This is a genomic window from Clostridium sp. C8 (assembly GCF_001010885.1).
Taxonomy (GTDB): domain Bacteria; phylum Bacillota; class Clostridia; order Clostridiales; family Clostridiaceae; genus Clostridium; species Clostridium sartagoforme.
This window is the reverse complement of the sequence record NZ_LBMX01000015.1, coordinates 33,076-55,310: the sequence shown is the minus strand read 5'-3', so window position 1 is coordinate 55,310 and position 22,235 is coordinate 33,076. Positions and strand designations below refer to the sequence as shown.

Below are 22,235 nucleotides of genomic sequence, written 5' to 3'. Positions count from 1 at the left end.
TTCTTTTCGAATGTTAAGCATCTCTACTACATACTCCATATAATTCACCGCTTTCCTCTTTAATACTTGGAGGGGAATTTAAAAGCTAAGCTTTTAAATTCCCTCTATAATTATTTAATTAAATCACCTTTTTCAGATGCAACTTTAACTTTACCTTCTTTTATTTGATTGAATATTTCATCAACCTTACTTACAGTTTCTTTACTTAAATTTGGATTTTCTTTTGGAAGACCTATACCATCATTCTTAGCATCGAATGTTAAAGTTTGTCCACCTGGGAACTTTCCATCTAATTCAGCTTTAACCATTTCAAATGAAGCTGAATCTACTTTCTTCATTGCAGAAGTTAAAATGATTGATTTATCATCTTTGTAAATACCATCTGCATATTGGTCAACGTCAACCCCTACAATCCAAGCTTCTTTTCCAGCTGTTGCTCTAGCTTTAGCTTCATTTATAGCTCCAACTCCAACTCCACCAGCTGCTGTAAATATAGCTTTAACTCCGTTATCAAACATAGTTGCTGCTAATTGTTGTCCTGCTGCTACGTTATCAAATGATCCTTGATAAACAACATTTTCTGCTTTTATTGACATCTTTGTTCCTAAATTATCATTAGCATATTTAACACCTTGTTGGAATCCCCAGTTAAACTTTTGAACTGCTGGTATTTCCATACCACCTATGAAACCTAATTCTCCTTCTTTTAATTGAAGAGAGGCTGCTACACCAGCTAAGAAACCTGCTTCATGTTCAGCAAAGAATATAGCAACTGCATTATCAGCTACTTTTTCAACTCTATCTGCTCCATTTTTCCCATTATTAGGAGATCCATCGATAATTACAAATTTTGCATCTGTATATTTATCTTGAGATTGGAATATAGCTGTTTCAAACTTAAATCCAGGAGTAACTATAAATTTATATCCTGTATCATAAAGATTTCCAATTTCCTTCATATAGTCAGCTTCTGTTGTTCCTGTTGGTTTTAAATAGTTAGTTTCAACTTTTAATTCTGTTTCTGCTTTCTTTATACCTTCCCAAGTACCTTGGTTAAATGATTTGTCATCAATAGTACCTGCATCAGTAACCATACCTACTTTTAAATCATTTTTCTTGTCTGTACCTGTTTCTCCACCCTTGTTACCACAGCTTACAAGTCCAGTGACCATAAGAGCTGAAAGTGTTAATGCTATTAGCTTTTTTTTCATAATAATCCCTCCATAAAATAATATATAGCAATCTTTGATATACAAAGAAGTGCGTCTTTTTAACAAAAATTTTACCCTTGATACCGCTTACAAATAAACTCAATATTTATTTATTAACTTTTTCTTCTGATCCATTTAAAATTAGTTTTGGTGGAATGTTTATGCGATTTATCTTCTTATTATCTTTATTCTTAAATATCTCTAAAAGTAACTTTATAGCTGATACTCCTAATTCCATAGGCGAATCTTCAATATAAGTTAAATTAATTCCCACTATATCTATTAAATCTATTTTATTAAAACCAACTAACGCCATATCCCTTGGTATATTCTTTTCTCTTTCAAATAAAGCTTTAATTGTTCCTAAGGTCATTCTATTACTGCATGAAATTATCGCAGTAGGTGGGTTTTCCATATCCAAAAATTCTTTAGTTATTTCATAAGCTCTATCTAAACTAAATTGTCCTTCTTTTATATAATCATCTATAATTGGTATATTACTTTGGATTAATGCCTCTTTATACCCATTTAATCTATTCATTGCTGAACTTGAACTAATTATTCCTGTTATTATACCTATTTTTTCGTGACCTTCATTTATTAATAACTTAGTAGCATCAAAACCACCTTTTACATCATCAACAAAAACTCCATTTAAATTTATATAATTTAAATCTGCAGAAACTAATACAATAGGTATATTTATACTATTTATTATATCTATAAATACATCTTCTAATTTCGTATCTCCAAACCCTGGAGTCATTATAACTCCTTTTAATCTATGCTTTTTAACTTCATCTAATGCTTTTAATTCACTTTTTACATCATTATTTGTATTAAATAATATTATATTTAAATTAACTTCTTCTGCAATTTTACTTATACCTTTTATTATCTCACCAAAGTATGAATTTGTTATATCCGGAACTATTATTCCTATAGTGTTTGTCTCTCTTTTAGAAAGACTTCTTGCTATTGCACTCGGAACATAATTCATTTCTTCTATAACCTTTAAAACTCTTTCTTTAGTTTCCTCTTTTACATATGAGGAATTATTTAAAACTCTAGAAATAGTTGCAGAAGATACACCAGCTTTTTTTGCTATGTCATCTATAGTTACTGCCATATTTTTTCTCCTTATGTATCTACGATAAAATTTAATAAATTTGTCTATATGCCTATTATATATCTATTATATTCATTAATACTAGTCCTAAATTCTATTAAATATAGATTTTGATAAATTTTTCTATAATCACATTTACTTAAGTTAATATTAATTTATTTTTATTCTTAAATAATTACTTTTCCTTTTTGTTTTATGTTAAACACAGGTTTTGTAATATTTATTAGGAATTAACTACTATTTTTATAAATATTCTAGATGTTAATATAATCCTTGTATATTTAAATTTATAATTTTATATTAAATACTTAATTGTCTTAATAATATGTAATAGCTATATTTCTGATATTATATGCTGAATATCTTATATTTTAAACAAGATATTCAGCTCATTCAACTATTATTTGTATAATTACTTAATGCAAGCTTATATTTTATAGGTTATATAATTTTATTTAAGAAACTCTCTCCTATGGCAAAATTAAACTTCTTATTATCCTTATTAAAATTATCTACTATGGATACTCCTATATCTGCCATACTCTTTAATACATCTATTTCTTTAGGTTCTGTTAACTTCTTACTATAAACTAGTACAGGAACATATTCCCTAGTATGATCTGTTCCTTCAAATGTTGGATCATTACCATGGTCTGCTGTTATTATTAATAAATCATCATCATTTAATTCATTTAAAAGAGTGCTTAATTGAACATCAAATTTTTCTAAAGCTTCTTTATATCCCTTTGGATCTCTTCTATGTCCATACATTGAATCAAAATCAACTAAATTTAAGAAAATTAACCCATTATACATATTTTCTTTAGCTATTTTTATTGTTTCTTCCATACCCATATCATTACTCTTAGATTTTATACTCTTTGTTATTCCTTGATTGCAATATATATCAGCAATTTTACCAATTCCAACTACATCTAAATTCATTAAATTTAATTCATCTAGCATAGTACTAGTTGGTGGCTTCAATGCATAATCTTTTCTATTTGATGTCCTTTTAAAATTTTCTTTATTATTACCAATAAAAGGTCTTGCTATTACTCTTCCAACTTTATATTCTTCTTTTAAAGTTATTTCTCTTGCAATTTCACATACTCTATAAAGCTCTTCTAGTGGAATAATTTCTTCATTAGCAGCTATTTGTAAAACACTATCTGCTGAAGTATATAATATTAAGCTCTTTGTTTTTAAGTGTTCCTCACCTAAATCTTCAATAATTGCTGTTCCTGATGCTGCAATATTTCCGAAGAATTTATGCCCAGTTTTTTCTTCTAATTCATCTATCAATGATTGTGGAAATCCGTTATCTGTAAAAACTTGAAATGGCTTTTCTATATGGATACCAGCAATTTCCCAATGTCCTGTTATCGTATCTTTTCCTTTAGATAATTCTGTTGCTTTTGTATAATATGCAATTGAATTTTCTACTCTTTTAACACCTTTAATATCTGCAATATTCCCTAGTCCCATTTTTTCCATATTAGGAACATTTAATCCATTCATTGAGTTAGCTATATTTCCTAAAGTATTTGCACCCTTATCTCCGTAATCTTCAGCATCATGTGCTTCTCCTATTCCAACAGAATCAAGTACAACTAGGAATACCCTATTAAAATTCTTCATCTTAATACCCCCTAACTTCTTCATTATTCATTATCTTAATTATTGAACTAGTTCCAAGTCTTGAAGCTCCTTTTGATATAAACTCTTCTGCTTTTTCAATACTCTTTACTCCACCTGCTGCTTTAATTTTAACATCTTTTCCAACATATTTTTTAAACAACTCTATATCTTCAATAGTTGCTCCACCTGTACTGAATCCTGTAGATGTTTTTATAAAATCAGCTCCAGACTTTGTAACACAATCGCATAATTCTATTTTTTCTTCATCTGTTAAAAGACAAGTTTCTATTATAACTTTTAATATAGTATCTCCACACGCCTTTTTAATTTCTTTTATTTCTTCTGTAATAAATTTGTAGTTCTTTTCTTTTACCATTCCTATATTTATTACCATATCAATTTCATCTGCACCTTTTGATATAGCATCCTTAGTTTCAAATACTTTAACTTCTGTTGTATTATATCCATTTGGAAATCCTATTACTGTACATACCTTTAAGTTCTCTCCAACATAATCCTTTGCTCTTTTCACAAAGGAAGGTGGTATGCATACTGATGCAACTTTATATTTCATACCATCATCACATATAGTTTTTATTTCATCCCATGTTGAAGTTTGTAAAAGTAATGTATGATCAACTGTTTTTAGTATATCTTTTATATCCATATTTCCTCCTCTTGTAATTACTCAATTATTTTATATATTATATCTGCCTTAGCTGGCTTTTCATTAGATATTGTATAAGCTGATAAAAGCATTTCTTCGGCTTTTTCAATTCTATTTATATCACTTGTATATATAGTAGCTAATAAATCACCTTTATTAACATAGCTTCCCATCTTTTTTGATAGTATTATTCCTGCTCCATAATCTATATCATCATCTTTAGTTTCTCTTCCTGCTCCAGCTAATAATGATGCTATTCCTACTTTTTCAGCATTTAATTCATATACATACCCTTCTTCTTTTGCTTTAACTTCATGAACTACTTCTGAAATAGTAAATAAATCCTTATTTTCAATTACACTTACATCTCCACCTTGATTAACTACAAGTTCTTTTAGCTTTTCAAGAGCCTTACCATTCTTAAGAACTTCTTCTAAAATTCCTCTAGCCTTATTAACATCACTTTCTATATTTGATAATTTAAGCATTTGTGCTCCAAGTCTTAGACATAATTCTCTTAAATCTTCAGGGCCCCTATCACTTAATACTTCTATTACTTCTTGTATTTCTAATGCATTACCTATTGCATATCCTAATGGTTCTCCATTTAATGTTATTGCTGCTGAAGTATTTCTATTTAACCCCTTACCTATTGATACCATAGCTTCTGCCAATTTTTCAGCATCTTCTTTAGTTTTCATAAATGCTCCATCACCATATTTTACATCTAGTAATATTGCATCTGAACCTGATGCGATTTTTTTACTCATTATACTTGCTGCTATTAATGGAATACTGTCTATGGTAGCAGTTACATCTCTAAGTGCATATAACTTTTTATCTGCTGGTACTATGTTTTGCGTTTGACCTGCTATTACAAGTCCTGATTTATTAACAAAATCTATGAAGTTTTCCTTTGTAACATTTATATCAAAATTAGGTATTGCTTCAAGCTTATCAAGTGTTCCACCAGTATGTCCTAATCCTCTTCCTGATAATTTAGCAACTTTGCCTCCAGCTGCTGCAACCATAGGAACTAATATTAAAGAAGTTTTATCTCCAACACCACCTGTACTATGCTTGTCAACCTTTATTCCATTTATTTCGCTAAGATCAACAACATCCCCTGATTTTATCATAGCCATAGTAAGATTAACTGTTTCTTCTTCATTGAAACCATTTAGATATATTGCCATCAATAATGCTGATGCTTGGTAATCTGTCACCTCACCTTTTGTATATCCATCTATAAAAAATTCTATTTCTTCTTTACTTAATTCTTTACTATCTCTTTTTTTTGCAATAATATCAAAAGCTCTCATTTTAAAACCCTCCATTTAATTTTCATATTTATTTATTTTAACCCAAGCTTCAAGTTCTTCCTTGTTCTTAGGTATTGTTAATTCGTCGTTTACTATCTTAGATTTTATTTTATTTACAGTTTTCATTATATTATCATCTAATTCTACTTCTGATCCTTCTCTTGTTATGTCTATAATTCCTTCTTTTAGTCCTGATAAATGAACTCCATCATTCCAACTATTATCATTCACATACTTTATTTCATTAAATATAATTTGATTCATATATCTTGTAGCAGTTGAAATTATAACACTAGGATCAAAATAATTTTGATTTTCATCTATTCCGAAGGCATATCCACCTACTTCTTTCGCTGCAGAAAATACTCCAAGCCCTGATGCACCTGCTAGATGCTGAATGTATTTTACACCTTTACTATACATCAATAATGCAGTTTCTCTTGCTTTTAAAGGATTCTTAAAATCGTTTACTACTGCAGATATAACTTCCCCATCTGGATTAACATATCTATATCCAGCTTCAAAACCAATCGCGCCTTCTCTTAAATGAGGTACTTCCATACCTAAAATTATTCCGGCCTTATTCATATAACCTATTTTTTCATATTCTTCTTTACTAAGTAATCCTGCAACGACTCCATTTAGAAACGCTTGTTCTTCCCACCTTGTATAAAGTGAACTTATATTTTTTGCTTCAAGCTTTGAATCTATTAAAGTAAATTTTTGATTAGGATATTTTTCTGAAACCGCTTTCACATCTGCTTCTTGTTCTGGCCCAATAGCAATAATCAATTGATACTCTTCAGTTTCTGCAAATTCCATTATACTCTTTTCATAGTCCTCTGCATGTATAGGTTCTGAATAATCAAACTCTATACCAAGTTCTTTTTGAGCTTTTAATAAACCATCATAAATTAAATCATTAAAAGATTTATCTCCAAGACCACTACCTGTAAAAATTACTGCTATTTTTAAGTTCTTTTCTTTTCCCTTTTCATTTGAATTATTGTTGAAGTTAAGAACTATTGCTGCTACAAAAAATATTGTTGAAATCAGTATTAACAATATAACTAATACCTTATCTATTCTTTTAACCATTTAATCTCCTTTGCAATAGATATTATCTATAACATCTTTTGTATAATATAATTATACATAAATAAACCTTTACTTTATATAGAGAATATTGATATTAAATATAATTATTTGGATATAATTTTATTTATCAAATATGTTTTTTTATATCTATTTATAAAATATTGATTTTTTATAATTTATTTGACATTTAGTTATAAACTTATCAATACCTATCTTCTTCTGGAGAAACTCCAGTGTATTTCTTATAATTCTTAGAAAAATACCCTGCATTAGAATATCCTACTTCAGATGCAATCTGTGATATTTTCATATCTGTATTTTTTATTAATTCTTTTGCTTTTTTAATTCTATATATTGTTAAATAAGTACTAAAATTTTCTCCTACCTCTTCTTTAAAAAGTCTTGAAAAATATTCATGAGATAGATATATATGTTTAGCTACATCCATTAAAGAAATATGATTCTTATAGTTATTATCTATATACTTCAACGCCTTATCAATTGATCTAGAATAAGATTTGTTTTTATTTATATCTTTTTTCTCTAATCTTTGCTCTTTAGTATTATCTCCTATAGCTTTTATTTTATTATTTATCTTAGTTAATATTTCGCTTAATTCCTTGGGTCTAATATCTGATTTTATTAAATACTCATAGACTCCGCAACTTATTGCTTCCTTTGCATATGAGAATTCAGCAAAATTAGTTAATATTATTATATAAATTTCCGGAAATAACTCTTTTATTTTTTTAGATAATTCTATTCCATCCATAACTGGCATTTTTATATCCGTTATTATTACATCAGGCTTAGAGTTTAAGGCTAATTCGTAAGCTTCCTTACCATTATTCACGCTACCTATAACATTAAATTCTTCCGATATATTTTTTATAGTATATCCTATCCATTCCCTTATTGGAGCTTCATCCTCTACAATTAATACATTTAGCATAAAAACCCTCCTTATTTAGGTAATTTAAATATAACTTTAGTTCCGATTCCCTCTTTGCTACTTACTTCTATTCCATATTCTTTACCATAGTTTAACTGTATTCTCTCGTGAACATTTATCAATCCTACTCTATTTATAGATTCTTTATTATTAAAAACCTTGTCTATTTGGCTACTGCTCATCCCCTTACCATTATCGCTTATTTCTATAAGTATATTTTGATTTTCTATATATCCCTTTATTTTTATTTCACCTTTTCTATTCTCACCTTCCATGCTATAAAAAATTGCATTTTCTACAATTGGTTGTAATATTAATGCTGGAACCATTGTATGTTTTATTTCATTATCTATATCTATATTTACAACAAAACTATCTGGATATCTTATTTTCTGAAGATCCGTATAAGTCTTGATCATTTCTATCTCATCTTCTAGAGAGATTAATTCACTAGCTTTTGGTAATATACTTCTTAAAAGCTTAGAAAACTTATATAACATCTCTTCTGCTTCTTCATTTTTATTCATTGATACAAGAAATCTAACGCCACTTAATGTATTATATAGAAAATGTGGATTAATTTGAGCCTGAAGAAAACTCAATTCTGCAATACGTTTTTGCTTTTCTTTTTCCTTTATCTCTTCTATAGAGTCATCTAACCATTTAACCATATTATTAAAAGATTCCTCTAAATCACCTATTTCATCATTTCTATCAATTTCAACTTTAACTTTTAAGTTTCCTTTCATTACTTTTTCTATTGTATTTTTTATATTAATTACAGGTTTAGTAACCCAAACAGAAATCTTATATACTACTACTGATGAAACTATTATTACTAAAGCTAAAGTCAAAAGAAACTTTTGTGTTATTTGTTTTATAGGTTGTCTAACTATATGTAATGGTATTTCCTCTATTATAGACCATTCATACCTATCTAATGTATCTATTAACTTCATATAATCTGTATTATCTCTTTTAAATATAGAGTACCATTCTTCTGTTTTTAAATAATCTCCATAATCCAATTCTTTATAGTAATTTTTTCCTATAAGTCTTTTATCTCTTCCTGATATTATATTTCCTTCTTTGTCTATAATATAAATACTTCTTCCATCTTTGATAATTCTATTATATCTATCATATAACATTTTTTCACTTACATCCATTATAAGTACGCCTAAGGTTTCATCTGTAATCAAATCCTTAATTAATCTTCCCATTCTAAATATGCATTTGTACGGACCTATTCCATCTTCATCTTCAAATGTACTTATAAGCACGGTATTTCCATTAGCTTTTACTATTTCATTATACCAGACTTCATTTTTTATGGATTTCATTGTGTACTTATTTTTTGAATAAGTTCCAAAACTAAAACCGTTTTCAGAAATTACATATAGCTCAGGCTTCATATTATATTTTCCATATCTCCATACTTGCTCATTTAATAGACCTTCTACATATTTATCAGCATCTATTGCTTCTTGAGTATTGTTCAAAACATCTTCCTTTTTAATAGATAAAATACTTACTAACTTATTGTCTTCCACAATATTATTACCTATTTCTTCAATATTAGATAAAAGTATTGAAATATTATCTGCTACCTCTTCCAATATTTCATTATTCATTTTCCCTATTTCTATTTGAACTATATTATTAGTATCTTTTATAGACCAAGTTCCTATAATTATTGAAACTACAATTATAAATGTTACTAGTAGTAAACATAATTTTAAAGTTATACTTTTTATTTTCATTATTTAATACCTCAATACTTATTTTAGTTCACAAGGCACAGTTCACAGTTATTTTCATTTTATAGGTAACAAGGAACAGATAACAAGTAATAAGTGTAAAATATATAACAAAAATTAAGAAACATCTGTCTCTGAGCAAGTTTCAGTAGATAGGCTTTCATACTAAGTTCAATTGTAACTGCGTTCAACTTCACTAAGTGTATTCGTCAAATGAACATCTACTTCAGACAAGCTTCAGTAGATGGGCTTTCATACTAAGTTCAGTTATCGTTACACTCAACTTCACTAAGTATTCAATGCCTGCTATTTAAAACTTAAAATTTACTTGACATAAGGTAGATTTTATTTAAAAACAAATTAAGCTTTTCCTTGTATATCTAGTCATTATTTCGCCTTGAAAAATCTAATATTTCTTTCATCTTCCCTCACACCTGTTACCTGTTACCTATTACTTCATTCTAAAAACTGTGAACTGTGAATTGTACACTGTGAACTAACTAAAATTGCTTCGCAATTTATTATTAATTTTACTAAACTTCTATTATCTATGTCTATGATTATTGTAATAATATTTTAATTTTCTAAATTTTCAATTTTAAGAATTAAATAAATTAATTAATATATACTGAAAAATATAAGCTAAGAACATAAAATTCTTAGCTTATTTATATTACACTTTATTTTTTATTTAATGAAGCATTAATTAATCCTATGAATAATGGATGTGGTCTGTTTGGTCTTGATTTTAATTCCGGATGGAATTGTACTGAAACGTACCACGGATGATCCTTCACTTCCACAATCTCAACTAACCTTCCATCTGGGCTTGCTCCTGTAATACTCATGCCTGCATCTGTTATAACTTTTCTAAATTCATTATTAAATTCATATCTATGTCTATGTCTTTCATATATTAATAAGTCATTATAAACATTATATGAATTGCTATTTTCATCCAATTTACATGGATATAATCCTAATCTCATAGTTCCCCCTAACTCTTCTATATCCTTTTGATCTGGCATCAAATCTATTACTGGATATTTAGTTTGAGGATCAATTTCAGCGCTATTAGCACCTTCATACCCTAGTACATTTCTTGCGAATTCAATTACCGAACATTGCATTCCTAAACATATTCCAAGGAATGGCACATTATTTTCTCTTGCAAACTTTATAGATTCTATTTTCCCTTCAATTCCTCTATCTCCAAATCCACCTGGAACTAATATTCCATCACAATCTCCTAAAACTTCTTTACTATTATCTCTACTTACACCTTCTGCATTAATCCATTTTATTTCAACTTTGCAGTTATTAGCTAATCCTCCATGATTTAGTGCTTCTACTATTGAAATATATGCATCATGTAATTCAACGTATTTTCCTACTAACGCTATCTTTACACTTTCTTTTAGATTTTTAACCTTATTGACCATTTCTATCCATTCAGTATTGTCTATATCTCTACATCCTAGTTCTAGTTTTTCACAAACTAATCTATCTAATCCCTCTTTATGTAACATTAGTGGTACTTCATATAAATGCTCTGCATCCAAATTCTGTATAACACATTTAGCTTCTAGATTACAAAACAATCCTATCTTCGATTTTAAATCCTCTGACAATTCCTTTTCTGATCTACAAACAATTATGTCTGGCTGTATTCCTATACTTCTCAATTCTTTAACTGAATGTTGTGTTGGCTTAGTTTTTAATTCTCCTGCTTTACCTAAAAATGGAACCAATGTTACGTGAATAAAGCATACATTTTCTCTACCAACTTCATATTTAATTTGTCTTATCGCTTCAAGAAAGGGTTGTGATTCTATATCTCCAACAGTTCCACCTATTTCTGTAATTACCACATCTACTTCTTTTTCTTTAGACACTCTATAAACTCTTTCTTTTATTGCATTTGTAATATGTGGTATTACTTGAACCGTTCCACCCAAGTATTCCCCTCTTCTTTCTTTAGATATTACTGACCAATATATTCTACCTGTTGTTACGTTATTATTTTGGCTTAAATTTTCATCTATAAATCTCTCATAATGACCTAAATCTAAGTCTGTTTCTGCTCCATCATCAGTAACAAATACTTCTCCATGCTGATATGGACTCATTGTACCTGGATCAACATTTAAATATGGATCAAACTTTTGTATAGAAACCTTAAGTCCTCTATTTTTTAATAACCTTCCTAATGATGCTGCTGTTATTCCTTTTCCTAAAGAAGATACTACTCCTCCTGTTACAAATACATATTTAGTTTTCATAATTTTCCTCCAAAAAAATAAATTTTTTTATTTATTCTCTTGACACTAAGTTCCCTACTTGATATAATCATAATTACCTCACTATTTATGATGGGTTCATAATGTCTAAATTCAATAAGTAGTATAATAACATAAATAAATAAATAAATCTATATATTTTTTATTTATTTATATTATTTTATTTAACCCTTCTTCTATTTTAAAATACATTTCTCTAAATTCTTTATTCACCAATATCTTTTCTTGAGCCTTATTAATATTATAATTTATACTCTTATCACTAATAATTTCTAGCATTTCTTTTACTTTTTCCCTATCTAAGCATTTATAATTTTTCAATAATAATAAAAACATATATTTATTTTCTCTTTTTTTCAACTTTTTATTTATATCACTTGCATCAATTCCTAAATGTGTACATAAAACATTTATAACTATTGCCGTTTTATCTAAATTATTTGTACTACTCATTATATCACCTCTTATTCTTTATATTATTACCAATATTTATGACATATATTCAGACGGCAGTTTATATATAATATTAATTATTCTAATTCTCCTATTAGGATTAAAATAATTTATATATAAACTTAAAATTAAATACAAAAAAATCCTAGTAAAAAGGAATTTATTTACCCTTTACTAAGATTAAAATTTTAATTTATTTTTACATTCACCGCCAATTTAGTTGTTATAGGCGGTTGCCCTGCAAGTTCCATTGAATATTTAGCAACGATGTCTCCACCATTTTCATCAATATCCACTTCTAAATACTCAGTATGTATTTGTAAATCCAAAACACCATATGGGGTATTGTATAAAGATATAGATGTTTCTCCTTTTTTAAAGTCCATTTTTGCGCTTGTACTACCTTCCCTCTCAAGTAATAACGCATCATCTAGCATTGTTAATGTAGTTGTTGTACCGCTCATTCCTGATATCTCTGTTTCTTCGTAAATGGCTTTAAAACCATTTTCAGTTACAAGAAATTCTCCAGGTGTTACTACTTCAATTACATCTTGCTCATCTAAGTCATTAAAACTTTTTAATGATATAATTGCTTTTTTCTTCATATTCTGCCTCCATCTACTCTATAATAATTCTTTTAAATCCTCTTATATTTGCTACTACCAATATCTTTTATAATTTCTATATTTTTGAGTTTAGCTTGTCCGATTACATATTTTCAACTTATATATTTTTCTTTATATCATATAGTTTAAATTTATTAATAAAAATTATCAAGTTTTATATTTTTACTTTTATAGTTTATTTCTCCTTATTTCCAAATAATAATTCAATAAATTTAGATTTAAATTTAATATCACTTTTCGATTTTTTATTATCTTTTTCTCTTGTGATATTTTCTTTAATTTTGCCTGATTCTTCTGTAATCTTTTCTTTAATATTATCAGAGTCAACAGCTTCTTTAGTTTCATCTACAAAACATAATGGAGGAAACATTACACACCACCAATTTTGTCCTTCTGCATTTCCTATAAGTATTCTATAGGCTTCATACTCTCCTTGCGGAAAAACTAAATCTCCATATACTTTATCCGGAAAATTCTCTTTTGAAAGCATACTTGTTACATTATATGAATATCCATTTTCCTTAATAACATCTTCGGCAATTTTTTCTACTGTAGATTTGTTTTCAATTATAAAATCTCTAGCTTCATTTAAATCCTTGCACTCTTCTAATTGATCTGATACATAATCTATAACTCTATCTCTTACTTTTAACTTTAAATTTTGATCCTCTTCACTATCACTGTTAGCTATTACATGGAATCTTATTATTTTATTTACTATATCCTCATAGACTAACTCGTCATTTTCTTGAAAGACTTGTCCTCCGTAATAACTTGAACAGCCTGTCATATTAATAAATAAAATAACTATAAAAAAACTAATAATAATTCTTTTCATACTATAAACCCCCTTATAGCTAAATTATTGCCAAATTTAGGAGGTTTATACTTATATTTTAAACTGTTCTTGTAATAAATACATCATTATATTTTTCTTTCATTTTTTCAAAACATCTTTGAGCCTTTAACATATCATCAAAAAATGCAAAAACAGTAGGTCCACTCCCACTCATCATAGTTCCTATAGAACCATAATACCTCATTTCTTCTTTTATATTTATGAGGATTTTATGTTTTCTTAATGTTACATTTTCTAATAAATTCTTCATATTACTACATACTAGCCTTAAGTCATCTTTTTCCATAGCTTCAATTATCAAATTTGTATCAGGATGATTTCTAGCTTTTTCAATATTAAATTCCTGATATACACTTCTGGTTGACACTCCAAAAGGAGGTTTAACTAGAACTATAATTTTATCTTTAAAATTCTTTAATTCCGTTACTTTCTCTCCAATCCCTTCACATAATGCAGTTCCCCCCTTAATACAGTAAGGAACATCGGCTCCTAATTTAAGGCCCAATTCCATTAATTCTTCATTTGAAGCATTTACATTAAATAATGAATTCATTATTTTTAAGACAGTTGCTCCATCCGTGCTCCCACCTGCCAAACCTGCACAAACAGGTATGTTTTTCTTTATATATATATATACTCCATCATTTATATTATATTTTTCCTTAAATAATTTAGCTGCTTTATAAGCTAGATTTTTTTCATCAGTGGGTACATATTGTTTGTTACACTTTATAGTAATATCTTCTTTTTGTTTTTCTATTGTAATCTCATCATATAAGTCTATTGATTGCATAATCATTTCTAACAAATGATATCCATCTGCTCTTTTACCTATTATATCTAATGATATATTAATCTTAGCATAAGCCTTACTTCTCATACTTTTATTTCCTTTCACTATAGTACAAATATTTCAAAATAAACTTCAGAGTCTAACTCTGAAGTTTATTTTATTATATATTTTTTTACTTATATAGTAAACTAGGAATATCGAAAGCTTAATTTGAAATACTTTTATCTATATAACTATTCTCATCTTTGTATATAGAAAATTCATTTATTATATTAACTAATGGGGCCATATCTTCAAAAAACATTACTATAGTATCTCCTTTTTGAGAAATATTGAGAGCTTTTATTAATGCTTCTTCTTCTCTTAATACAACTTCATATTTTTTCTTAGTATCTCTTTTTTTCACCCCATCAACTATTAATTGTGCGATTTCCCCTTGTTTTCTGCCTCTTAAATCTTTATCTTCTTTTACTATTATATAATCTAAATGATGTGATGATATTTTACCTATTTCTAATGCCATATCATCACTTCTATCTCCTGGTATTCCAACTATTCCATATAACTTACCTTTATTTATATATTTTACAGCTGAAAGAACAGCATTATATCCATCTATATTATGTCCATAATCTAAAATAACGTTCACTCCATTAACATTATAACAATTAAATCTTCCAGCATTCTTATCTGAGTTTAATAAATAGCTTGTTATTCCATTTTTTATCATGCAATAATCTATTTTCAGTCCCACTAAAGCTCCACATGTTGCAAGTATATTCTCAACATTGAACATTAATTTTCCACCTAAGGTAATTGGAACCTCATCTATATTGCATATAGTATGTTTTTTGCCCTCATTAACCACTACTATATTCTTATTTTCTAAATAAACACATATATTGCTTAGCTTATTTTGTTTTAGTAACGGATTATTGCTATCCTTACTAAAAAGTATTATATTAGCTTTTATTCTATTTAAAATAGACTTGCTCCAATAATCATCAGCATTTAATACTACATAACCATCTTCTTTAACTGCTTCTCCAACTAAAGATTTTACATAACATAATTCTTCCATAGTATTTATTCCATCAATACCTAGGTGATCTTGTGTTATATTAGTTATTACTGATACATCAGCTAAATCATATGCTAACCCTTTTTTTATCATTCCACCCCTTGCAGTCTCTAAAACTGCCACATCTACATCTTTATTTATTAGTATTGACTTAGCACTTTCAAAGCCTGTATCATCTCCTGAGTCAATACACTCATCGTTTATATATATTCCACTAGTGCTAGTCATCCCCACACAGTATCCCATTTTAGATAAAGTATGACTTATAACTCTTGTAACTGTAGTTTTTCCATTAGTTCCTGTTATTGATATAACCGGTATATTATATGGATTATTGTTGTATAGCATATTTACTATTTCTTTTCCTAAATCTCTCGCAGCTCCTTCACTTGGGGATAAATGCATTCTGAGTCCTGGTGCTGCATTTACCTCCATTACTATACCATTATTATGTATTATAGGCTTCGATATATCTTCTGTGCATATATCTATACCACAAATATCTAGTCCTAGCATCTTAGCTGCCCTTATACATAAATTTATATTTTCATTACATATTTTATCCGTATAATCTACCGCTTCCCCTCCAGTAGATAAATTAGCATTTTTCCTTAAATATAATTTTTCTTTTTCTTTTAAAATATCATTTATTTCTTTACCTTGCTCATTTATATACTTTATAACTTCAGCATCTATCTTAATCTTAGTTAAAGACCTTTCATGATCCTCTCCTCTCTCCGGACTTTCATTTAGCTTATTTATAAGTTCTAATATTGTATTAATTCCATTTCCCTCAATATGCGGAGGTCTTCTGAGAGATACTGCTACTACCTTATAATTAATTACACAAACTCTAAAGTCATTTCCAACATAATATTTTTCTATGATTAAATCCTTAAACTTATCTTTTACAGATTTATATGCAATTAGTAACTCTTTTTCATTTTTTATGCTTAATATTACACCTTTTCCTTTATTACCGTATTGGGGTTTTAAAACAACTGGATATCCTATTTCCTCAGCACATTTTAATAAATCTATTATATTTCTAACCTTAAATCCTTGTGCAACAGGAATATTTTGTGTTTTTAAAAGTTCCTTTGTTAACATTTTATCGCAAGAAATATCTACAGATACACAACTTGTATTAGTACCTATTGATGACTCTATTATTCTCCCCTGCTTCCCATATCCTATTTGATAAAAGTCTCCATTTCCAAATCTTATAATTGGTAAACCAACCTTTTTAGCATAATCACATATTGCCTTTGTACTTGGTCCAATCATTTCATCTTTTAAAATATTCTTTAAATACTCTATTCTTTCATCATAATTTATTGGAATTTTATTTATTAAAGCATTTATTATATCTATTGCAAGCTTTGCACTTTCAATAGCCACATTTTCGTATAAATATTGATAAATTATATAATAATGATTTCCTTTAACTTCTCTGGACTTTCCATAATGTACATCTATACCAAGTTTATTTTGTATTGCTATAGTTATATGCTCGCATATATGGGCTAAATAAGTTCCTTCAATTAATCTTTTTACAAATCCTCTTTCTTCATCAATTCCGCATCTATGAGTATTCAATTCAGGAATCATATTAATAAGATTATCATTAAAATCTTCTATATCTTTACTTGGAGTTTCACTATATCCTTCTAAATCTACATCCATCCTTATACACATTTTATGAGAATAGATATTTTTCCCTTTAAAGACTTTAGTCTCTATTATTTTCATTTCTATTGCTTTCCTCCTCAAAAGGTACCTTAGTAAGAAGATTAAATCTATCTCCTTCTTTTAATACATGTAAGCTAACATTAAACATACTTAATACTTCATCATAATATTGCTCAGATGCATTGCTATGGGTTATATTTCTTGCATCCAAAAAATAGACAGCTCCACTTCCTACAACTTGAGCTTCTCCACTGTCTTTAACTACTATAGCAGTATCTTCATCGATTCCAATTCCTAAAACTTCTGGGTTTTGAGCTATCCCTGTAAGAAGCCTTCCAATTCTTCCTCTTTGAGCAAAATGTTGATCTATCATTATGCCTTTTACTAAACCTAATCCAGGTGCCATTTTTAAGGTACATTTTCTTGGAGATTCATCATCTTCTCCTTTAACCACCATAGTATCACTCATAACTGAAGCTCCTGCTGATGTTCCAACTATTATACACCCATCTGAACTTGCTTCTTTAATAGCATCATAAATAGGTGTTCCTCCTATTAGGCTAGTTATTCTTAATTGGTCTCCTCCTGTAAAAAATATAAGTGATGCTTCTTCTACAAGTTTTATATTTTCTTTATTTAAAGAATCTGCTCTTTCTTTTATATTTAATCCTTTTATTTTATTAACTCCTAATTTATTGAATATCCTAGTATATTTTTCTAGTGCTTCCTTTGGATATTCTGTTGCTATTGTAGCTATTAAAATATTATCTTCTTCTTTATTTATTGAACTACAAACTTTTTTTAGAATTTCCTTATCTCCTTCTTTATCTTCTGCTCCTCCAATTATTATTAAGTCGCCTTTAATTTTTTCTGACATTTTCTCACCTCTTATCATGCATTTCTTATTTTATCCAACCTTCCTTAATATTATTCACAAAAGTCCAAATGAAACCTTCTATAATAAAGCATAAAAAAATATAGCGGCTATAGAATAAATTCAAAGAATCTATTCTATAGCCGCTAAAAAATTAGAATAATGCTCTACCTGGTATTATTAATTTATCTCCTGATTTTATGTTTTCATTTCCCTCTAATTCATTTAATCTATTCAATTCATCCATTGTAGTATTATATTTTTTAGCTAAATCCCATAATGTATCATCTTGTCCAACAACATATATAGTTACTGATGATTTCTTTTCTTTAACTTCTGAAGGTCCTTCTATTACATCTGTTACGCATTCTTTTTTCACTTTATAACAAACTTTTATAGTAAGACCAACATTAGCCTTCACTGATATGGAATTACCTTCTATACTTGCATCTATGCTTTCTAAGGAAACTTTAACTAGCGCGTTCATGCCCTTTTTAGCGCCCTTTACATCAGCTGCTGTAATAAATGGAATTTCACCTGTTATAATTCCATATCCTAATTCTTCTCCAGCAACCTTGTAAATTATAGCTGTTTTAACTATACCTTCAACTTTAACTTTATCATTATCAACCATTTTATCTGTTATTATAGGATTTCCCATTACTGATATTATTTGCTCTATTCTTTCATCTGAATTTTTTAATTCAACATTATCTTTTGCTGTAGCTTCTACATTGTTTACTGAATGTATAGCTCCAAATTCTTTCTCATCCTTTGAAATATCAATATTCATAGTAGGTGAATATGCATCTTTTAACATTTCTATCTTGTCTTTAGAATACACCTTAACGTTTCCTCTTATTACAAATTCTACATCTACTACTCTATTTTCCCCTAAATCATCTAAATTAATTGCATATTGTTGATCCTTAATATTAAGATTTAATGAGCTAATCATATCTCCTGAAATTCCTAGCATTTCTTCTTCTTTTGAAAGATAGACATCATCTTGCAATGTTATAAGCTCTTTATTTTCTTTGCCTTTATATAAAATTTCTATTTTACAATAGCAGCCTATATATACTTTATCTTCTACAAGTTTTATTTCCTTCTTATGAACATTCATAGAGCACTTCAATATTTCTTCTATTTCTGGTTTATCCATTGTTACCTTAAGCATAGATTTGCCCATTAAATCTATCTCTTTTTCTCCCTTTACACTATTCAACATTTCATCTTTCTTCTTGATTTGTATATCTTCCTTACCTTCAATATCTTTTACATATTCAAATTCGCCATTTTTATACATTTCCCATTTTAATGTAAGAACTCCATCAATGCCTACTTTTCTTTCATTCATCCAATTAGCTTCAATATGTTCTATCTCACACTCAACATCGCATATTATATTATGTTCATCACTATTAAGATCAAGATAGTTAGCGAATTTATCAGTAAAAATAACTGAATGTATTTTATTTGTTGGTGAATCTGTTATGACTTCATCTTTAGGTAAATAAAATACTATATAAACTAGCTGACCTTCTACCATAACCTTATCACCAAGTACTTCTTTATTTGTTATAGTAGCTTTAGAATCTACTCCTAATACCTCTTTCATATCAGGATATTGTGAATCTCTTATTAAGTATTCTCCCTTTAGTACATGATTAGTTGAATTTTCCCTAAGTAATTGTTCATACCGAACCACTTCTTTTATTACATCTATCTGTGACATATAACCCCTCCCATACAATACCTATTACTAAATATATTTCTAACTGTATATATTTATTCATATTACTTTGGAATGTTTCTAAAATAAAAAGTTTAAATTTCAACAAATTTATTACTCTTATTTACAATATAGGATTTAATATCTAAAAAAATGTCGAATTTTAATTATCATTTAAAGTTTTTTGTGTTTTTTTTAAATAATATGTTGACATACAATAAAATATGTCGTATTATAAAGAAGGTTATTGACCATATAACCTCTCATAAATTCTCAATACCCTTTTATACCATAGTTGAAAGATGGAAACCCACCATCTTTCTTTTTTTTATAAAACTACAAAAAAATATAGAGCCTCGTTTTTTCGAAGCCCTATTCTCTATAAAGCAAAATATAACTGTACTGTCTTTGTTAATACATCTGAATAGCTGTATGTTACCGTCCTTTGAATATCATTTTCTAGCCTTACTACAAAAATGCTTGGATGAGCACTTTCTATAACTCCGTTGTTTACTAGGATCTTTTTTCTTCCACCGTTTGCCTTTAGAGTTACTTTATCTCCTATATGATCTTCTATATCCCTCTTTATAGCGGCGATAGTCTTTACTTTTTCCACATAAACACCTTCTTTCTCCTTATATTATACTCTCAAACCCACTTTTTGTCAAGTAAAATTTATATTTTATCACCTTTAATATAAGATGTCAATGTAAACTTTTACCTTTTTAACGCTATAATATACATTTATTATTATACCTATATATTGTTTTTTTATACATTTTGTTTATATATTTAATAAATTAGTAACATTTGTAGAATTTTGCAAAGAAATTTATTCAGTTCACAGCGCACAATTGACGGTTCCCAGTTTATGATGAAACCACTTCGTAGTTTCTGAATTTTAAGTTATTTTAACTCCTTTATTTTTGATATAACAATTTCTTAATTCAGCAGAGCTGAATTATTTACATAACTATGAACCGTCCCTTATTAACTGTGAACTAAAAATCTTAATTACCAATTTATATATACGGTGATCTCGGATATCCTTCTCTATATTTTCCTCTTGTTTGTAAACCACCTATTCCTTTTGTCCCTGTTATTGTATTATCTATAACATCTGTTATAGATACCACCTTATCTATTCTAGTATAGGCTATTTTTTCACATACAAATACAGGATCTAAACAGTGAATTAATACCCTATTAGGTGAACTTGCAAAATTAGCACCTGCATCTAACATACATTCATAACAACTTTGGCAGGCACCTGCAAAGATAACTAACTCATCATAACTTGAGTTATAATTTCTTAAAGCTTTAACAGCATCTATATAATATCTTGAATTTCTATAATTGTCTAAGTTTAAAAAATCATCTGTTATTCTTAAAACACTATCGTGCCCAGTTAAAACTACTATATCTGGCTTTATTTCTTTAACTAAATCAACTATAACCTCTGGTTGATTTTTTTCTGGTACAGCCCTTCCTACTGCCTCTAAAGACAACTGTTTATAAACTTTAAGGCACATTTCTAAATATTCTTTATCACCATCTATATGCAATATTTTCCCTGGCCTTCCAAACATTAATTCTTTATTTTGTTGTGCTTTAGAGGACTTACTCCCCCTTGATAAACTACCTATTTTGCTAAGAGCTTCAGTATCCCCTCTCATAGATACAGCCTTCTTTATTGCCTCATCCACTCTTGTATTTAATATTTTTTCTTTTGTTCCTACATATTGCCCATCAACCTCTTCTAAATCCTCTTTTTGAGAATCTGCTATTATTCTAATACTAATTCCTTTTAGCACATAAATAGGATTTCCATTTTCGTCTTCCTTAATATCTATTATTCTAAAGGTAATATCTTTATCATAGGATTTCCTAACTACTAAATCACCTATTTCCATTTTTCCCTCTTAGTTAATTATTTTATATTATCTTATGTCGAATTTTAATCATTTGTACATAAAAAAAGGTCATATGTAATTTTTCTTATTCAGTCGTTCCACTCTAAGTCAACGTAAACTTATATATCA

At 28.1% G+C, this 22,235-nt stretch carries 18 protein-coding genes; all 18 read right to left on the bottom strand.

Going from position 1 to position 22,235, the window contains the following annotated elements; translation table 11 throughout:
- Positions 1-110 precede the first annotated feature (110 nt).
- The 18 genes from AAT22_RS03090 to yabG all read right to left on the bottom strand — a co-directional run bounded on the left by AAT22_RS03090 (position 111) and on the right by yabG (position 22,106).
- The gene (locus AAT22_RS03090) at positions 111-1,211 is read right to left on the bottom strand and encodes a BMP family ABC transporter substrate-binding protein (protein ID WP_016208769.1); all 1,101 of its coding nucleotides are present in this window, start codon (positions 1,209-1,211) and stop codon (positions 111-113) included.
- Between the two features lie 106 nt (positions 1,212-1,317).
- Positions 1,318-2,340 (bottom strand): LacI family DNA-binding transcriptional regulator, encoded by a 1,023-nt coding sequence (locus AAT22_RS03085; RefSeq protein ID WP_047000216.1) that lies wholly within the window; start codon positions 2,338-2,340, stop codon positions 1,318-1,320.
- 441 nt (positions 2,341-2,781) lie between these two features.
- Positions 2,782-3,981 (bottom strand): phosphopentomutase, encoded by a 1,200-nt coding sequence (locus tag AAT22_RS03080; protein WP_016208771.1) that lies wholly within the window; start codon positions 3,979-3,981, stop codon positions 2,782-2,784.
- A 1-nt stretch (position 3,982) separates the two neighbouring features.
- Complete coding sequence (gene deoC / locus AAT22_RS03075) at positions 3,983-4,648, bottom strand: deoxyribose-phosphate aldolase (RefSeq protein WP_047000215.1); 666 nt, start codon at positions 4,646-4,648, stop codon at positions 3,983-3,985.
- A 17-nt stretch (positions 4,649-4,665) separates the two neighbouring features.
- The gene (locus AAT22_RS03070; protein WP_016208773.1) at positions 4,666-5,970 is read right to left on the bottom strand and encodes a pyrimidine-nucleoside phosphorylase; all 1,305 of its coding nucleotides are present in this window, start codon (positions 5,968-5,970) and stop codon (positions 4,666-4,668) included.
- A gap of 15 nt (positions 5,971-5,985) precedes the next feature.
- Complete coding sequence (locus AAT22_RS03065; RefSeq protein WP_016208774.1) at positions 5,986-7,068, bottom strand: BMP family ABC transporter substrate-binding protein; 1,083 nt, start codon at positions 7,066-7,068, stop codon at positions 5,986-5,988.
- A 202-nt stretch (positions 7,069-7,270) separates the two neighbouring features.
- Entirely contained in the window at positions 7,271-8,020 is a 750-nt protein-coding gene (locus AAT22_RS03060) for a response regulator (RefSeq protein WP_016208776.1), read from the bottom strand.
- Between the two features lie 11 nt (positions 8,021-8,031).
- Entirely contained in the window at positions 8,032-9,783 is a 1,752-nt protein-coding gene (locus AAT22_RS03055; protein WP_016208777.1) for a sensor histidine kinase, read from the bottom strand.
- A gap of 677 nt (positions 9,784-10,460) precedes the next feature.
- Positions 10,461-12,062 (bottom strand): CTP synthase, encoded by a 1,602-nt coding sequence (locus AAT22_RS03050; RefSeq protein ID WP_047000214.1) that lies wholly within the window; start codon positions 12,060-12,062, stop codon positions 10,461-10,463.
- Between the two features lie 168 nt (positions 12,063-12,230).
- Positions 12,231-12,533: a hypothetical protein gene (locus tag AAT22_RS03045; protein WP_016208779.1), complete on the bottom strand. Its 303-nt coding sequence runs from the start codon at positions 12,531-12,533 to the stop codon at positions 12,231-12,233.
- 188 nt (positions 12,534-12,721) lie between these two features.
- Positions 12,722-13,138, bottom strand: coding sequence for a DUF1934 domain-containing protein (locus AAT22_RS03040; protein ID WP_016208780.1), 417 nt, complete (start codon positions 13,136-13,138; stop codon positions 12,722-12,724).
- 196 nt (positions 13,139-13,334) lie between these two features.
- Positions 13,335-13,997 carry a stage II sporulation protein R gene (gene spoIIR, locus AAT22_RS03035; protein ID WP_047000213.1) on the bottom strand — a complete coding sequence of 221 codons (663 nt, stop codon included), beginning with the start codon at positions 13,995-13,997 and terminating at the stop codon, positions 13,335-13,337.
- Between the two features lie 58 nt (positions 13,998-14,055).
- On the bottom strand, positions 14,056-14,898 hold the full coding sequence (ispE, locus tag AAT22_RS03030) for a 4-(cytidine 5'-diphospho)-2-C-methyl-D-erythritol kinase (RefSeq protein ID WP_016208782.1): 843 nt from the start codon (positions 14,896-14,898) through the stop codon (positions 14,056-14,058).
- 118 nt (positions 14,899-15,016) lie between these two features.
- Positions 15,017-17,644 carry a cyanophycin synthetase gene (cphA, locus tag AAT22_RS03025; protein WP_016208783.1) on the bottom strand — a complete coding sequence of 876 codons (2,628 nt, stop codon included), beginning with the start codon at positions 17,642-17,644 and terminating at the stop codon, positions 15,017-15,019.
- Positions 17,625-18,461, bottom strand: coding sequence for a cyanophycinase (locus tag AAT22_RS03020; RefSeq protein ID WP_047000212.1), 837 nt, complete (start codon positions 18,459-18,461; stop codon positions 17,625-17,627). The genes cphA and AAT22_RS03020 overlap by 20 nt, the downstream gene beginning before the upstream one ends.
- A 151-nt stretch (positions 18,462-18,612) precedes the next feature.
- On the bottom strand, positions 18,613-20,196 hold the full coding sequence (locus AAT22_RS03015; RefSeq protein WP_047000211.1) for an SPOCS domain-containing protein: 1,584 nt from the start codon (positions 20,194-20,196) through the stop codon (positions 18,613-18,615).
- Between the two features lie 376 nt (positions 20,197-20,572).
- Positions 20,573-20,809, bottom strand: a complete 237-nt coding sequence (locus tag AAT22_RS03010; RefSeq protein WP_008676552.1) for a Veg family protein — start codon at positions 20,807-20,809, stop codon at positions 20,573-20,575.
- A gap of 406 nt (positions 20,810-21,215) precedes the next feature.
- Complete coding sequence (gene yabG, locus AAT22_RS03005; RefSeq protein ID WP_016208785.1) at positions 21,216-22,106, bottom strand: sporulation peptidase YabG; 891 nt, start codon at positions 22,104-22,106, stop codon at positions 21,216-21,218.
- Positions 22,107-22,235 lie beyond the last annotated feature (129 nt).

What these genes read in the sequence shown, in the direction of transcription:
- AAT22_RS03090 (WP_016208769.1), bottom strand. Translation starts at nt 1,211, where the DNA reads ATGAAAAAAAAGCTAATAGCATTAACACTTTCAGCTCTTATGGTCACT.
- AAT22_RS03015 (WP_047000211.1), bottom strand. Translation starts at nt 20,196, where the DNA reads ATGTCACAGATAGATGTAATAAAAGAAGTGGTTCGGTATGAACAATTA.
- yabG (WP_016208785.1), bottom strand. Translation starts at nt 22,106, where the DNA reads ATGGAAATAGGTGATTTAGTAGTTAGGAAATCCTATGATAAAGATATT.
- AAT22_RS03040 (WP_016208780.1), bottom strand. Translation starts at nt 13,138, where the DNA reads ATGAAGAAAAAAGCAATTATATCATTAAAAAGTTTTAATGACTTAGAT.
- AAT22_RS03085 (WP_047000216.1), bottom strand. Translation starts at nt 2,340, where the DNA reads ATGGCAGTAACTATAGATGACATAGCAAAAAAAGCTGGTGTATCTTCT.
- AAT22_RS03070 (WP_016208773.1), bottom strand. Translation starts at nt 5,970, where the DNA reads ATGAGAGCTTTTGATATTATTGCAAAAAAAAGAGATAGTAAAGAATTA.
- spoIIR (WP_047000213.1), bottom strand. Translation starts at nt 13,997, where the DNA reads ATGAAAAGAATTATTATTAGTTTTTTTATAGTTATTTTATTTATTAAT.
- ispE (WP_016208782.1), bottom strand. Translation starts at nt 14,898, where the DNA reads ATGAGAAGTAAGGCTTATGCTAAGATTAATATATCATTAGATATAATA.
- cphA (WP_016208783.1), bottom strand. Translation starts at nt 17,644, where the DNA reads ATGAAAATAATAGAGACTAAAGTCTTTAAAGGGAAAAATATCTATTCT.
- AAT22_RS03020 (WP_047000212.1), bottom strand. Translation starts at nt 18,461, where the DNA reads ATGTCAGAAAAAATTAAAGGCGACTTAATAATAATTGGAGGAGCAGAA.
- AAT22_RS03060 (WP_016208776.1), bottom strand. Translation starts at nt 8,020, where the DNA reads ATGCTAAATGTATTAATTGTAGAGGATGAAGCTCCAATAAGGGAATGG.
- deoC (WP_047000215.1), bottom strand. Translation starts at nt 4,648, where the DNA reads ATGGATATAAAAGATATACTAAAAACAGTTGATCATACATTACTTTTA.
- AAT22_RS03055 (WP_016208777.1), bottom strand. Translation starts at nt 9,783, where the DNA reads ATGAAAATAAAAAGTATAACTTTAAAATTATGTTTACTACTAGTAACA.
- AAT22_RS03080 (WP_016208771.1), bottom strand. Translation starts at nt 3,981, where the DNA reads ATGAAGAATTTTAATAGGGTATTCCTAGTTGTACTTGATTCTGTTGGA.
- AAT22_RS03045 (WP_016208779.1), bottom strand. Translation starts at nt 12,533, where the DNA reads ATGAGTAGTACAAATAATTTAGATAAAACGGCAATAGTTATAAATGTT.
- AAT22_RS03065 (WP_016208774.1), bottom strand. Translation starts at nt 7,068, where the DNA reads ATGGTTAAAAGAATAGATAAGGTATTAGTTATATTGTTAATACTGATT.
- AAT22_RS03050 (WP_047000214.1), bottom strand. Translation starts at nt 12,062, where the DNA reads ATGAAAACTAAATATGTATTTGTAACAGGAGGAGTAGTATCTTCTTTA.